This window comes from Streptomyces sp. NPDC052301 (assembly GCF_044593395.1).
Lineage (GTDB): Bacteria > Actinomycetota > Actinomycetes > Streptomycetales > Streptomycetaceae > Streptomyces.
Window position 1 is genome coordinate 252474 of record NZ_JBIUBE010000004.1, and the last position, 13928, is coordinate 266401.

The following is a 13928-nucleotide window of genomic DNA, read 5'->3' on the forward strand; positions in this document are numbered from 1 at the left end:
ACTGGAAGCAGTGTTCGAGACAGTCGCCGGAACCCCGGAGGGCTGCCTGACCGCGACAGGAGGATGCCCGTGCCCGCTGCCGCCCTGAAGTCGAAGCCGTTGCCGACCCAGTCCACCGCCCAGCGTTCCGTGCTGTTCGACTCGCCCTACGAGCCCGTGACGAAGCGGCCCCTGCCGGCCGGCCGGCCGCGCGAGTGGTACGTCACGCACAACCGCCGCCTGAAGGCCATGCGCCTCGCCATAGCCCTGCTCGACTCCGGGATCTACGCGCCGGCCCAGGCCCGCGACGACACCATCCGCAGCACGGCGGAGGAGATCGGCATGCGTCCGCCGTCCGACATCACCTGCCACATGGTGCGCGCGTTCATGCGCTACAGCCGCTGACGCCCGGCGCCGGGCATCCCACGCTGCACGGGGCGCCCGGCGCACGTCCGCCGTGAACACCCGTGGCGCCCGCCGCAGCCCAGCCGTCGCCCGCCGGGGTCGAGGCCGGGCCGGGGCCGGCGTTCCGCGGCAGAGGCCCGGCGCGGGCGACACGTCCGGCGCCGGCGCGCGCGTGCCGCAGGTGCCCGGCGTGCCGCAGCGGGCCGCGCAGCCCCTGCCCGCCGTGGCCGCCGCGAACTGCGCACAGAGCCGGGCGGCCGGCGTTCGGGCGCCGGGGCGGGGGTGCCGTTCGCCCGGCCGTGCGCGGGCCGCGGCCTACGCCGACCCGACCGTATACGGCTCCCGCTCGGCCGACCCCGCCAGCAGGGTGGCCACGAACTCCCGCAGATCCGCCGGATGCTCCCGGAACCACAGCCCCAACCGGTGCTGTGCGCCGGGGAGGTCGAAGCGCGCGTACCGGGCCCGCACCGACAGCGCGTCCTGGACGGCCTCCGTCACAGCCGGCGGGATCACCGCGTCCGTGCCCGGGACCGCCAGCACCGCCCGGCCCCGGTACGTCCGGTACGCCTCCAGCGCGGGCGAGTTCCGCCAGCTGTCCGGCGTACGGATGATCTCGCTGAACCGCCCCCGGCCGTCCCCGAACGGCACCTCCCAGGCCTCGGGGGAGTAGACGGCGGGCGAGCACAGCCCGACGGCCGCCACCCGGCGCCCGTAGTGCCGTACGAGATCCGCGACCGTCTGGCCGCTCATGCTGAAGCCCACCAGCACCAGCGGATCGTCCGCCGGGGCGTGCGCGTCGAGCACCGCCACCGCCTGCTCGTATCTGCGCCGCAGGCTCAGCTCCCCGAGCGTGCCGGTGCTCCCGCCGTGCCCCGAGAAGTCGAACGCCAGGGTGTGACAGCCCTGTGCGGTGAACTCGGCGAGCACCGGCAGCAGCCGTTCCTTGCTGCCGTTCCCCGCGCCGTGCAGCAGCACCGCAGTGGCCACTCCCGGTGTCCCGGCGCGCACCCCGCTGAGCCGTTCGCCGTCGAAGTCGTGTACGAAATCGGAGAGTTCACCCATGCCGGCCATTCACTCACGGCCGGCCCCGGCCCGGAAAACGGGATGCAGCGGCGGTCCGGGCCTCCCTACGCTGAACAAACGGCACGAAGCCGACACACTCCACCCCCACCGCACTCACCTCACGGAGGTCCGTCATGCGTGGCATCGTCGTGACCGGGACCTTGGTCCTGGTGATCCTGGGAATCGGAAACCACCTCTGGTGGCTCGCCGCCGTCGTCCTGCTGTACCTGTACGCGACGCACGGACGCGGTTCGCCCGGCACGCCACCGCCCGCCGGCCCGGCCGGCCTGCCGGACAGCTACCGGGCCTACCGGGACCGCAGGGACCGGCAGGCCAAGTGGGAGCGCCGCTACCGCCGGGAGCGCCCCTTCGAGTCACGCCGGCAGCAGCGCGAGAAGAGCGGCTGAGCAAGCGCGTCCCCGGTCACAGACCGGGGGCGCCCCACACCGGGAACCAGCGGCTGAGCTCCGGCTCGATCCGCAGGTCGTTCCCGAGCGCCGCCTTCACCTGCAGCTCCAGCGCGCTGTCCCGGTGCTGGGCGGCGCCGGGCAGCGGACAGAACGGGTAGAAGGTGCCGCGCTTGTAGAGGTAGACCAGCGCCAGCCTGCGGCCCGTGTCGTCCGCGAAGGCCGCCAGCGAGCACAGCAGCTGCGGGCCGAAGCCGTTGATCTCCATCGAGCTGTTCACCGCGTGCAGATCGTTGACCAGTTGTGGCAGCTGGTCGGGGGTCCGCTGCGAGACCAGCCAGGAGTAGCCGTAGTCGTCCCGCCGCAGCTCCACCGGCGGGCCGGTGCGGTCGGTGTCCGCGTCGAGCAGCGCCTGCACCTCCCGGTGGGTCTGCTCGAAGGCGGCTCCCTCCACCGTGGCGAAGCACACCGCTCCGCCCCCGGTCGCGGTGAAACCGGCTGCGACCTGCAGGGTCACGGCCGCCGACGGCAGCGCGAAGAGCTGGTCGAGATCGGGTGCGACCGGTTTGGTACGGCCCAGCAGAATGTCCAGCAGCCCCACGCTCAGCCCGCCTTCCCGGGGGTGGCGGCCTCGCCCAGCTCCGCGGAGATCCGGCCCAGCTGCTGGAGGCGCTGCTCCAGGGTCGGGTGCGTCGAGAAGAACCGCTCGATGCCCGGCTCCTTGCCGGTCGCGGGGGTGAAGTAGAAGGCGTTGAAGGCCTGGGCGGTGCGCAGGTCCTTGGTCGGGATCCGGGCGATGTCCCCGGAGACCTTCGTGAGTGCCGACGCCAGCGCCGAGGGCCGCCCGGTCAGATGCGCCGCCGCCCGGTCGGCCGCCAGCTCCCGGTAGCGGGACAGCGCCCGGATCAGCAGGAAGCTGATCGCGTACACGGCCGCGGAGACGCCGATCACGGCGGCGAACACGGCGGCGGTGTTCTGGTCCCTGCGGCCGCCGCCGAGGACCTGTGAGTAGAACGCGAACCGCACGATCAGGCCCGCGATCACCCCGAGGAAGGACGCGATCGTGATCACGGCCACGTCCTTGTGCGCCACGTGCGACAGCTCGTGCGCCAGCACGCCCTCCAGCTCCGCCGGCTCCAGCCGCCGCAGCAGCCCGGTGGTCACGCAGACCACGGCGTGATCGGGGTTGCGCCCGGTCGCGAACGCGTTCGGCATGTCCATCTCGGACACGGCGACCACCGGTTTGGGCATGTCGGCGATCGCGCACAGCCGGTCGACCACCGCGTGCAGCTCGGGATACTCCTCCCGCTCCACCACCCGCCCGCGCATCGCGAACATGGCGATCTTGTCGGAGAACCAGAACTGCGCCACGAACATCGCCCCGACCAGGACGACGACCAGCAGCCAGGACTTCAGCAGCACGATCAACGCGGCGACGAACCCCACGTACAGCAACCCGAGCAGGAACAGCGTGAGACCCATGCGCACGGTCAGTCGCCGATCACTCCGGAAGCGGCTCTGCATCTTGCATCACCCCGCAGTCAGGCACTCGTCCCGCTGTCCAGTGTGCACCCGCCGATTCCCATGGGATGGTTCCGAACGGCCCTAGGAGCAGCAAAGGCTCCCCGTGCGTCACCGGGGGGCGGCCGCGGACCCCTCCAGCACGGCGCGGCCGCGGTCCAGCAGCTCGGTGACCCCCGGCTCCGACCGGCTCGCCACCCCCCACACCAGGGCCCGCCGCACGACCGGCGCCGCCCGCGCGCGCAGCCGTACGTCCGGATCCTCCAGCAGCGCCACGGCCGCCCGCAGTCGTACGGCCTCGCCGTGGGCGTCCAGCAGCCGCCACGCCGACACCCGCTCCCACCGGGGCCGCGCCGGGTCCAGCCGCCGCAGGAGCCACTGCGCCGGCAGCGAGCCGGCCGAGGGCAGCAGGGCGAGCGTGGCCTCGCCGACCACCCCGGGCGACGGATCGTCCAGCATCGGCCGCATCCGCGACACGTCCGTCACGTCCAGTGTCCGCAGCCCGGCCACCGCCCGCGCCCGCACCCCCGGCACCGGGTGGTCGAGCAGCGGCCACAGCAGTGCGGCGTCCGCACGCTCCCCGCACTCCCCGAGCCCGATCGCGGCGCCGGGCGGCAGCGCCGGACCGGCCGGGTCGGCGCAGCGCTCCCTGTACCAGGGCAGCGGATCGATCCCGTGCTGCCGTAGGACGTACCGTGCACAGGCCCGCACCAGCGCCGACCGGTCGCCGAGGAAGCCGGTGGCCCGTTCCGGCCGGCCGAGCCGGCGCAGCGCGGTGACCCCGGCGGACCGGGCCCGTGGACTGCGCGCCGCGAGCAACGGGTCCAGCACCTCGGCCGCGTTCTCCACCGTGACGGCGGCGAGCGCGGCCTCCGCGCACAGCGTCTGGATGACGGCGTCGTCGTCCCGGGCGGCGGTGCGGGCCAGTTCGACGGGGGAGAGGGAACCCGTCTCGACGGCCAGACCGTGGGCGAACCGGCGTACGGCGCGGTCGGTGGAGGCGAGGAGCGGATCCAGCCGCTCCCGGGGCGCCCGGCGCAGCACGTCGCCGAGCAGTCCGAGCCCGAAGTCGCCCCGGTACCGGTCGCCGAGGCGCCGGATCAGCGGGGCGAGCCGCGCGGCCGTCTCCGCGTCCAAGGCCTGAGCGAGCCGCTTCCGGGCCCGCGCGCGGACCGGTTCCGCCCAGTCGGTGCACCGTACGGCCACCAGCGGGAGCAGCTCCGGACGGCCGGCGGCCCGGCCCAGCGCCCGGTGCCGGACCCGGCCGTCGCGGTGGCACAGGGCGAGTGCCAGCCGGCCGTCGGTGAGCGGGGCGCCGGCGGCCAGGGCGGCGAGCAGCGAGCGGCCGTCGTGCGTTCGCTCCCACCCGGCGCCGGCGTCCGGCGGCCAGTACCACTCCTCGGCCCGCGTGCCCTCGTCCAGCTCCAGCCAGGCCGCCGGGTCACCGGTGTCGAGCACGTCCCGCAGCGCCGCGCCCTCGGCGAGCCGCTGCGCCGCCCCGCTCCGCTCCCGCACGCACACTCCTAATAAGGGGAGCGCATCTGCGCGTACCCGAGCAGCACGATCACCACGGCCACACAGCCCAGCACGATCGTCGTCGACACCCAGGACGACCGGCGCGGTGCCGCCGGGTCGGGGTCGGCGCGGAACGGCGCCGGGTCCGGCGGGTTCTCCTTCCAGCGGGCGGCGAGCATCCGGGCACGGGCCGAGGGCTCCTTGTGCTCGGCGGAGTTCGCCCATCTGTGGTCGAACTCCCGCTCCCAGTCGTCCTGTTCCGGCATCCCCGTTCAACCTCTCTCGTTCCGCCACGGTCAGAGGGATGATCCCCCGAAAGTAGGAAGCCTGGGAAGCGGGAAAGGTTGCACGCGGTGTGCGAGCCGGTCAGCCGGAGCGGCGGAAGCGGTTGCGGTACTCGGTCGGGGTCGTGTCCAGTCTGCGCCGGAACGCCCGGATGAAGGTGTCGGTCGTACCGAAGCCGCACGTGCCCGCGACGCGTTCCAGGGTCTCGTCGGTGGTCTCGAGCCGGTTCCGTGCCGCTTCGACCCGTGCCGCCTCGACATAGGCGGCCGGTGTCGTGCCGAGTTCGGTCTTGAAGATCCGGGTGAGCTGGCGTTCGCTGAGGTGGGCGTGGCGCGCGAGGTCGCCGATGGTCAGGGGCTCGGCGATGTGCTCGGCGACGAAGTGGCGCAGCCCGGTCATGCGCCGGGTGGTCGAGACCGGCTCGATGGGCACGCTGAACCGGCTCTGCCCGCTCGGCCGCTTCAGGTACATGACCAGCTGGCGGGCCACCCGCAGGGCGACGGCCTCGCCGAAGTCATCGGAGCGGAGCGAAAAGCCGTCGGCCGGCTCTCCCGTGCTGGGAGAGCCGGCCGACGGCCCACAGACGGCCCAGGGGAGCGGTTACCCGCTCTGACCTGGGGCGACATCACACGTCGAAGTACAGCTCGAACTCGTGGGGGTGCGGACGCAGCTGCAGCGGCGCGATCTCGTTGGTGCGCTTGAAGTCGACCCACGTCTCGATCAGGTCGGACGTGAACACGTCGCCCTGGAGGAGGAACTCGTGGTCGGCCTCGAGGGCGTCGAGGACGGCGTTCAGCGAGGTCGGGACCTGGGCGACGTTCGCGTGCTCCTCGGGAGCCAGCTCGTACAGGTCCTTGTCGATCGGCTCGGCCGGCTCGATCTTGTTCTTGACGCCGTCCAGGCCCGCGAGGAGCAGGGCCGAGAAGGCGAGGTACGGGTTGCCGGAGGAGTCGGGCGCGCGGAACTCGACGCGCTTGGCCTTCGGGTTCGAACCGGTGATCGGGATACGCATGGCCGCGGAGCGGTTGCGCTGCGAGTACACCAGGTTGATCGGCGCCTCGAAGCCCGGCACCAGACGGTGGTACGAGTTCACCGTCGGGTTGGTGAAGGCCAGCAGGGCCGGGGCGTGCTTGAGGATGCCGCCGATGTAGTAGCGGGCGGTGTCCGACAGGCCCGCGTAACCGGCCTCGTCGTAGAACAGCGGGTCGCCGTTGCTCCACAGCGACTGGTGCACGTGCATGCCCGAGCCGTTGTCACCGAAGATCGGCTTCGGCATGAAGGTCGCGGTCTTGCCGTTGCGCCAGGCCACGTTCTTCACGATGTACTTGAAGAGCTGCAGGTCGTCGGCGGCGGCCAGCAGGGTGTTGAACTTGTAGTTGATCTCCGCCTGGCCGGCGGTGCCCACCTCGTGGTGCTGGCGCTCGACCTTCAGGCCCGACCGCTCCAGCTCGAGGGAGATCTCGGCGCGCAGGTCGGCGAAGTGGTCGACCGGCGCGACCGGGAAGTAGCCGCCCTTGTAGCGGACCTTGTACCCGCGGTTGTTCTCCAGGGCGCCGGTGTTCCAGGCGCCCGCCTCGGAGTCGATGTGGTAGAAGGACTCGTTTGCGCTGGTCGCGAAGCGGACGGAGTCGAAGACGTAGAACTCGGCCTCGGGACCGAAGTACGCGGTGTCCGCGATACCGGTCGACGCGAGGTAGGCCTCGGCCTTCTTCGCCACGTTGCGCGGGTCACGGGAGTACTGCTCACCGGTGATCGGGTCGTGGATGAAGAAGTTGATGTTGAGGGTCTTGTCCCGGCGGAACGGGTCGACACGGGCCGTGGACAGGTCGGCACGCAGAGCCATGTCGGACTCGTGGATGGCCTGGAAGCCACGGATCGACGATCCGTCGAAGGCCAGCTCCTCGTCCGGGTCGAACGCCTCAACGGGCACCGTGAAGTGCTGCATGACGCCCGGCAGGTCGCAGAAGCGGACGTCGACGAACTTGACCTCCTCGTCCGCGATGAACTTCTTGGCCTCGTCGGCGTTCTGGAACATCCAGCTCCTCCTACTCCCGACCGTCCTCGCCGGGGTGGTAGATCGTTCGTGCGGCCAGTGCGGTGGCACACGCTGGTCTCGACCCTAGGGACGGGTGATTTCTCGGGCGTGACCCGTTTGTTTCGCAGAAGTTAACCGGCCACCAGTCCACCCTAGCCCCGGGACACCCCGCCGTACCCCGGTCATTTCGGGCGCAGTACCGTGGTCGCGTGGACAACAGGCAAGCAATCGGATCGTGGCTCTCCGGGCCGCGCGCGGCCATGGAAGAGGCGGGCGCCGACTTCGGATACCGGGGCGAACAGCTCGGGCTGCCCGAAGAGGGGCCCAACTCGATCGCCCGGCCCGGCCGGCGCCTGGGCGCGCTCGCCGTGGACTGGGGTCTGAGCGTTCTGATCGCATACAGCCTGATCACCGGCGGCTACAAGGTGCCTGCGACCAGTGACTGGGCGCTGGGTGTCTTCTTCGTCATGAGCGTGCTGACCGTCGGCACGATCGGCTTCACGCCGGGCAAGCGGATCTTCGGCATCCGGGTGGTGGCGCTGGAGACGGGCACGGTCAACCCGCTGCGTGCCCTGCTGCGCACGGTCCTGCTGTGCGTCGCGATCCCGGCGCTGATCTGGGACCGCGACGGCAGGGGGCTGCACGACCGGCTGGCGAAGACGGTCGAGGTACGCGTCTGAGCCGGCGCCGTCGAGCTGCGGCCCGGCTGCGGGACGCGGTTTCGTCGTGGCCGGTCGCGCCCCCACTGCGGAGCCGTGTGCGGGTGTCCGGTCCCGCGCCCCGGGCGGTCGCCGAGTGCCTCGAGGGAGGGGAGACGCCCCGGCTCACCCTCTCCGCAGCACCGCAGTGACCGCCTCCCGCAGCGCCGCCTCCGGATCCGCCGCCGCGTCCTCCGCGCGCCACGCCACGAACCCGTCCGGCCGCACCAGCACCGCCCCGTCCACCGACGTGCCGTGTGCCGCCGCCCAGTCGTCGCCCTCCGCGTCGTACCGCAGCTCCGCCCGCGCCCCGGCGCCGATCCGGTAGGCGTCCAGCCGTACCCCCTCCGTCCCGGCGATGCGCCGCGCCGCGGCCTGCCAGGCGGCCCCTGCCGCCGACCCCGCGTCGCTCAGCAGCACCAGTGACCGCTCGTAGAGGTCGAGCGTGGACAGCCGTTCGCCCGAGCGGCGCAGCCACAGGTGCGGGGCCCGGCTGCCCGGTTCCCCGGTCAGCCGCATCTCGTCGGGTACGACGTCCTGGTCCGGGTCGGCGCCCGCGACGGCGCCCTGCGGGTAGCGGTAGCCGAGGACCACGTTGAGGATGCCGCCGCGCTTGCCGCCGCCGATGCCGGGGGCGGGGGCGAAGCCGGGGTGGCTGTGTTCCACGGAGCGGGCCGAGGCCCGGGCGCTGGTCGCCAGGGCGACGGGCCGGCGCTCGGCGTCGTACGTCTCCAGCAGCCCCGGCCCGGCCCAGCCGTCGAGGACGGCGGCCAGTTTCCAGGCCAGGTTGTGCGCGTCCTGGATGCCGGTGTTGGAACCGAACGCCCCGGTCGGCGACATCTCGTGCGCGGAGTCCCCGGCGAGGAAGACCCGGTCGTGCCGGTAGCGCTCGGCGACCCGTTCGGCGGCGCGCCAGGACGCCTTGCCGGTGACCTCGACGTCGAGGTCGGGCACGCCGACGGCCAGGCGGATGTGCCGCTGGAGCCGCTCCTCGGTGAACTCCTCGAGCCTTTCGCCGTTTTCGGGGTGCCAGGGCGCGTGGAAGACCCAGTGCTCCTTGTTGTCGACGGGGAGCAGGGCGCCGTCGGCCTCGGGGCTGGTGAGGTAGCAGCAGATGAAACGCCGGTCGCCCACGGTGTCGGCGAGCAGTTTGGAGCGGAAGGTGACGCTCACGTTCGCGAAGATGTCGCCGGGGCCGCTCTGCCCGATGGCGAGCCGGTTCCGGACGGGGCTGCGCGGGCCGTCGGCGGCGACCAGGTAGTCCGCCCGGACGGTGTACAGGTCGTCGCTGTCACGGTCCCGGACGTACGCCGTCACTCCTTCGGGGTCCTGGGAGAAGGACTCCAGCTCGTGGAAGTACCTGAGGTCGCCGCCGAGCGCGCGGGCCCCCTTCAGGAGCACCGGCTCCAGGTCGTTCTGGCTGCACAGACACCACGCCGTCGGGCTGAACCGGGCGATCCCGCCGCCGGGGTCGATCTCCCGGAACAGCCACTCGCCGGCGTCGCCGACCAGCGTCGGCGTCTGCAGGATCCCGTGGTTGTCCGAGAGGAGCGAGGCCGCCGTCTTGATGTCCCGCTCGATGCCGGCCACCCGGAACAGCTCCATCGTCCGCACGTTGTTGCCGCGGCCACGCGGATGGAGGGAGGTTCCGGAATGCCGCTCGACGAGCATGTGCGGTACGCCGAGACGGCCCAGGAACAGGGAGAGGGACAGGCCCACGAGAGAGCCGCCCACGACGAGGACGGGAACCTGGTGATCGGCTTTCTGCTGCATCAGGGGCTCCAGAGGCAGGGGTGCGGGTGTGGGGCGCGTTGCAGTTTCCATGCCCTCTCGGGAGGGGTTTGGCGTGTTCAATCACCCGCCTGGTTCACGCGAGTCGCGCGCTTCGAAGGACCGGAACAGGATCAAAAAGCGCTGACGTCGCGTCATGACGGCGGCGCAGGCCTCTGCCCCCGGTAAGGAGATGTGCGGCATGACCACCACGTCGGAACAGGTTTCGGAACAGTCGACGCGACAGGTGTCGAAACGGGTTTCCCAGTCAGTCTTCGACGGCTCCCACCTCCGGGTCGTCCTGCTGGTGGACGTACACGACGGCGCCCAGCAACAGTTCCTGGAGGCCTACGAACAGCTGGGCAAACAGGTCGCGGCGGTGCCCGGCCACATCAGCGACCAGCTGTGCCAGTCGATCGAGAACCCCTCCCAATGGCTCATCACCAGTGAGTGGGAGAGCGCTCCGCCGTTCCTCGCATGGGTGAACAGCGAGGAGCACGTCCGCATGGTGAAGCCGCTGCACAGCTGCGTGCGGGACACCCGGTCGCTGCGCTTCCACATCGTCCGCGAGACGGGCAACGGAGCCCCTTCCGCGGGGCGCCGGCTGCAGGTGTCCCCGCGGATCGGCGACGGCGTGATCCGGCACGCGCTCACCTTCACGGTCAAGCCGGGCAGCGAGCCGGAGGTCGCGCGGATCCTCGCGGACTACGCCTCGCCCGAGGCGCAGGTCGACGAGACCACGCGGCTGCTGCGCACCTCCCTCTTCATGCACGGCAACCGGGTGGTTCGGGCCATCGAGGTGCGCGGCGACCTGCTCGCGGCGCTGCGGCACGTCGCCCAGCAGCCCGAGGTGCGGGCGGTCGAGGAGGCCATCAACCCGTACCTGGAGCAGCACCGGGACCTCAACGACCAGGAGTCCGCACGGGTGTTCTTCACCCGGGCGGCGCTGCCGGCCGTGCACCACGTCACCGCGGACGAGGCGGCCGAGGGCGAGCGGCACGCGCTGCACTACCAGGCCCGCCCCGGCTCCGGGATGCGGCTGGCCGAGCTGCTCGCGCAGGGAGACGTGGCGGCGGCGGAGGACGCGGGCGGCCCGATCCTGCGCAGCACGATCTACCAGCGTGACGACGACGTCGTACGGCTCATCGACGTACGCGCGGGTCAGCGTCCGGACCTCGACCCGCCGGCCGCACTGGCCGACCTGCTGACGGGCTCCGCGGTCCGCATGGAGCTCATCACCGACCGCCGCTCGCCGGGCGCCTGAACCCGGCCGGCGCAGCACACCCACGGAGGAACGTCGTGATCAAACCCCTTCCGAAGATCGTGGACCTCGGCGAGATCGAGCCCAACACCCGGCGCGGCGGCGATCTGCGCGCCATGCTCACCCCGACCACGGTGGGCTCCACCAGCGGCTTCATGGGCGTGGCCCTCATCAACCCCGGCGACCGCATCGGTGAGCACTACCACCCGTACTCCGAGGAGTTCGTGTACGTCGTCTGCGGCGAGCTCGAGGTCGACCTGGACGGCGAGCCGCACCCGCTCCGGCCGGAGCAGGGGCTGATGATCCCCATGAACATGCGGCACCGGTTCCGCAACGTGGGCAGGTCCGAGGCCCGCATCGTCTTCCACCTGGGCCCGCTGGCCCCGCGCCCGAACCTGGGTCACGTCGACACGGAGGAGACGGAGCACGCCGCCGTCGCAGCCGAGCCGGCCGACCGGGGGCAGGTCCTGTCATGACCCGGCGGGTGGCGGTCACCGGCATAGGCATCGTCGCTCCGGGCGGGATCGGCGCGCCCGCGTTCTGGAACCTGCTCGCCGAAGGCCGTACGGCGACCCGGGGCATCACGTTCTTCGACCCCGCCGGCCTCAGGTCCAGGATCGCCGCCGAGTGCGACTTCGACCCGGCCGCGTACGGCCTGGACGCCGAGCAGGTCGAGCGGGCGGACCGGTACATACAGTTCGCCCTGGTCGCAGGTGACGAGGCGGTCCGTGACTCGGGTCTCGAACTGGCCCGGGAGGACCCCTGGCGGGTCGGAGTCTCCCTGGGCACCGCCGTCGGCGGCACCACCCGCCTGGAGCACGACTACGTGCTGGTCAGCAGCGCCGGTGAGCGCTGGGACGTGGACCACCGGCGGGCGGAACCCCAGCTGCACCGGGCGTTCTCGCCGAGCACCCTCGCCTCCGCGGTGGCGGAACGTTTCGGCGCCCAGGGTCCGGTGCAGACGGTGTCCACCGGCTGCACCTCGGGCCTGGACGCCGTCGGCTACGCCTTCCACACCGTCCAGGAGGGCCGGGCGGACATATGCATCGCCGGGGCCTCGGACTCGCCGATATCGCCGATCACCATGGCGTGCTTCGACGCGATCAAGGCCACCTCCCCCAACAACGACGACCCCGCGCACGCCTCGCGGCCCTTCGACAACGACCGTGACGGGTTCGTCATGGGCGAGGGCGGCGCGGTGCTCGTCCTGGAGGAGCTGGAGCACGCCCGGGCCCGCGGAGCGCACGTGTACTGCGAGCTCGGCGGCTACGCCACCTTCGGCAACGCCTACCACATGACCGGCCTGACCAGTGAGGGCCTGGAGATGGCCCGGGCGATCGACGTCGCCCTGGACCACGCCCGCCTCGACCCCACCGCGATCGACTACGTCAACGCGCACGGCTCCGGCACCCGGCAGAACGACCGCCACGAGACCGCCGCCGTGAAGCGGGCCCTGGGGCAGCACGCCTACGACACCCCCATGAGCTCCATCAAGTCCATGGTGGGCCACTCCCTCGGGGCGATCGGCGCGATCGAGATCGTGGCCTGCGTCCTGGCCCTGGCGAACCAGGTCGTACCGCCCACGGCGAACTACGAGACTCCCGACCCCGAGTGCGACCTCGACTACGTGCCGCGCGTCGCCCGCGAGCGGACGCTGAACGGCGTGCTGTCCGTCGGCAGTGGCTTCGGCGGCTTCCAGTCCGCGGTGGTCCTGACCCGGCCGAGAGAGAGGACACGATGAGCGAACCACATCCTCGGCGGGCGGCCGTCACCGGAATCGGCGTGGTCGCACCCAACGGAACCAGTACCGAGACCTTCTGGAAGTCCGTCCAGGAGGGCGTCAGCGTCCTCGACCGGATCACCCGCGAAGGCTGTGAGCACCTGCCGCTGCGGGTGGCCGGCGAGGTCCGCGGCTTCGACGCCGCCGCCACGATCGAGGGGCGCTTCCTGGTCCAGACCGACCGCTTCACGCACTACGCGATGGCCGCGGCCGACCTCGCTCTGGACGACGCCCGGCTCGGCCGGGCCGACACCGACGGCGAGCCGTTCTCCGTGGGCGTGGTCACCGCGGCCGGCTCCGGCGGCGGTGAGTTCGGCCAGCGCGAGCTGCAGCAGCTGTGGGGCAAGGGCAGCAAGTTCGTCGGCCCCTACCAGTCCATCGCCTGGTTCTACGCGGCCAGCACCGGCCAGATCTCCATCCGGCGCGGCTTCAAGGGCCCCTGCTCGGTGGTCGCCGCCGACGAGGCCGGCGGACTGGACGCCCTCGCCCACGCGGCCCGTGCCGTGCGGCGTGGCACCGATGTGATCGTGGCCGGGTCGACCGAGGCACCGCTCGCCCCGTACTCGATGGTGTGCCAGCTCGGCTACCCCGAGCTGAGCTGCGAGACCGACCCGGCCCGCGCCTACCGGCCCTTCACCGACGGCGCCTGCGGGTTCGTCCCGGCCGAGGGCGGCGCGATGATCGTCGTGGAGGAGACGGACGCGGCGCGCGAGCGCGGGGTGCCCGTACGGGCCACCCTCGCCGGACACGCGGCGACCTTCACCGGCGCCTCCCGCTGGGCGGAGTCCCGCGACGGGCTCGCGCACGCCATCCGCGGCGCCCTGGACGAGGCCGGCTGCGCCCCGGAGGAGATCGACGTGGTCTTCGCCGACGCCCTCGGCGTACCGGAGGCCGACCGGGCCGAGGCGCTGGCCCTCGCCGACGCCCTCGGCGGGCACGGCCGGCGCGTCCCCGTCACGGCACCCAAGACCGGCATCGGCCGCGGCTACTGCGCGGCCCCCGTGCTGGACACCGCGGCCGCCGTACTCGCGATGGAGCACGGCCTGATCCCGCCCACCCCGGGCGTCGCCGACATCTGCCACGACCTCGACCTCGTCACCGGACGGGCCCGCGCCACCGAGCTGCGCACGGCGCTGGTCCTCAGCCGGGGGCTCATGGGGTCGAACTCCGCGCTCGTGCTGCGCCACGGCGCCGCCGAGTGAGCACAGCA

The 13928-nt window shown here is 72.3% G+C and carries 14 protein-coding genes and 1 pseudogene; 7 read left to right on the forward strand and 8 right to left on the reverse strand.

Annotated features, from left to right (window positions below; genetic code table 11):
- Positions 1-69: 69 nt before the first annotated feature.
- On the forward strand, positions 70-384 hold the full coding sequence (locus tag ACIHEJ_RS12090; RefSeq protein WP_400134490.1) for a hypothetical protein: 315 nt from the start codon (positions 70-72) through the stop codon (positions 382-384).
- A gap of 315 nt (positions 385-699) precedes the next feature.
- Here ACIHEJ_RS12090 and ACIHEJ_RS12095 read toward each other — a convergent pair whose 3' ends face one another.
- Positions 700-1446 (reverse strand): alpha/beta hydrolase, encoded by a 747-nt coding sequence (locus ACIHEJ_RS12095; RefSeq protein ID WP_400134492.1) that lies wholly within the window; start codon positions 1444-1446, stop codon positions 700-702.
- A 134-nt stretch (positions 1447-1580) separates the two neighbouring features.
- Between ACIHEJ_RS12095 and ACIHEJ_RS12100 the strand changes: the two genes are divergently transcribed.
- Entirely contained in the window at positions 1581-1853 is a 273-nt protein-coding gene (locus ACIHEJ_RS12100) for a hypothetical protein (RefSeq protein WP_400134494.1), read from the forward strand.
- Between the two features lie 16 nt (positions 1854-1869).
- Here the strand turns inward: ACIHEJ_RS12100 and ACIHEJ_RS12105 are convergent, their stop codons facing one another.
- The 6 genes and pseudogenes from ACIHEJ_RS12105 to glnA all read right to left on the reverse strand — a co-directional run bounded on the left by ACIHEJ_RS12105 (position 1870) and on the right by glnA (position 7209).
- Positions 1870-2454 carry a hypothetical protein gene (locus ACIHEJ_RS12105; protein ID WP_400134496.1) on the reverse strand — a complete coding sequence of 195 codons (585 nt, stop codon included), beginning with the start codon at positions 2452-2454 and terminating at the stop codon, positions 1870-1872.
- A 2-nt stretch (positions 2455-2456) separates the two neighbouring features.
- A complete protein-coding gene (gene htpX, locus ACIHEJ_RS12110) occupies positions 2457-3377 on the reverse strand; it encodes a zinc metalloprotease HtpX (RefSeq protein ID WP_400134497.1) in 921 nt (306 codons plus the stop codon).
- Between the two features lie 108 nt (positions 3378-3485).
- A complete protein-coding gene (locus ACIHEJ_RS12115; RefSeq protein WP_400134499.1) occupies positions 3486-4889 on the reverse strand; it encodes a hypothetical protein in 1404 nt (467 codons plus the stop codon).
- A gap of 8 nt (positions 4890-4897) precedes the next feature.
- Positions 4898-5155, reverse strand: coding sequence for a hypothetical protein (locus ACIHEJ_RS12120; protein WP_366016065.1), 258 nt, complete (start codon positions 5153-5155; stop codon positions 4898-4900).
- A 100-nt stretch (positions 5156-5255) separates the two neighbouring features.
- A pseudogene (locus tag ACIHEJ_RS12125) lies at positions 5256-5705 on the reverse strand (GlxA family transcriptional regulator); the annotation flags it as partial.
- A 94-nt stretch (positions 5706-5799) separates the two neighbouring features.
- Positions 5800-7209, reverse strand: a complete 1410-nt coding sequence (gene glnA / locus ACIHEJ_RS12130; RefSeq protein ID WP_400134501.1) for a type I glutamate--ammonia ligase — start codon at positions 7207-7209, stop codon at positions 5800-5802.
- Between the two features lie 209 nt (positions 7210-7418).
- On the opposite strand from glnA, the gene ACIHEJ_RS12135 reads away from it, so the two are divergent.
- Positions 7419-7889 (forward strand): RDD family protein, encoded by a 471-nt coding sequence (locus tag ACIHEJ_RS12135; RefSeq protein WP_400134503.1) that lies wholly within the window; start codon positions 7419-7421, stop codon positions 7887-7889.
- A 144-nt stretch (positions 7890-8033) separates the two neighbouring features.
- Here the strand turns inward: ACIHEJ_RS12135 and ACIHEJ_RS12140 are convergent, their stop codons facing one another.
- Entirely contained in the window at positions 8034-9680 is a 1647-nt protein-coding gene (locus ACIHEJ_RS12140) for an FAD-dependent oxidoreductase (protein WP_400134505.1), read from the reverse strand.
- A gap of 199 nt (positions 9681-9879) precedes the next feature.
- On the opposite strand from ACIHEJ_RS12140, the gene ACIHEJ_RS12145 reads away from it, so the two are divergent.
- The 4 genes from ACIHEJ_RS12145 to ACIHEJ_RS12160 are packed head-to-tail and all read left to right on the forward strand — an operon-like array spanning position 9880 to position 13920.
- Positions 9880-10941 carry a SchA/CurD-like domain-containing protein gene (locus ACIHEJ_RS12145; RefSeq protein WP_400134507.1) on the forward strand — a complete coding sequence of 354 codons (1062 nt, stop codon included), beginning with the start codon at positions 9880-9882 and terminating at the stop codon, positions 10939-10941.
- Positions 10942-10976: 35 nt separating this feature from the next.
- Positions 10977-11414, forward strand: coding sequence for a cupin domain-containing protein (locus ACIHEJ_RS12150; protein WP_400134509.1), 438 nt, complete (start codon positions 10977-10979; stop codon positions 11412-11414).
- Positions 11411-12679, forward strand: coding sequence for a beta-ketoacyl-[acyl-carrier-protein] synthase family protein (locus ACIHEJ_RS12155; protein ID WP_400134510.1), 1269 nt, complete (start codon positions 11411-11413; stop codon positions 12677-12679). The genes ACIHEJ_RS12150 and ACIHEJ_RS12155 overlap by 4 nt, the downstream gene beginning before the upstream one ends.
- Positions 12676-13920 carry a ketosynthase chain-length factor gene (locus ACIHEJ_RS12160; protein ID WP_400134512.1) on the forward strand — a complete coding sequence of 415 codons (1245 nt, stop codon included), beginning with the start codon at positions 12676-12678 and terminating at the stop codon, positions 13918-13920. The genes ACIHEJ_RS12155 and ACIHEJ_RS12160 overlap by 4 nt, the downstream gene beginning before the upstream one ends.
- Positions 13921-13928 lie beyond the last annotated feature (8 nt).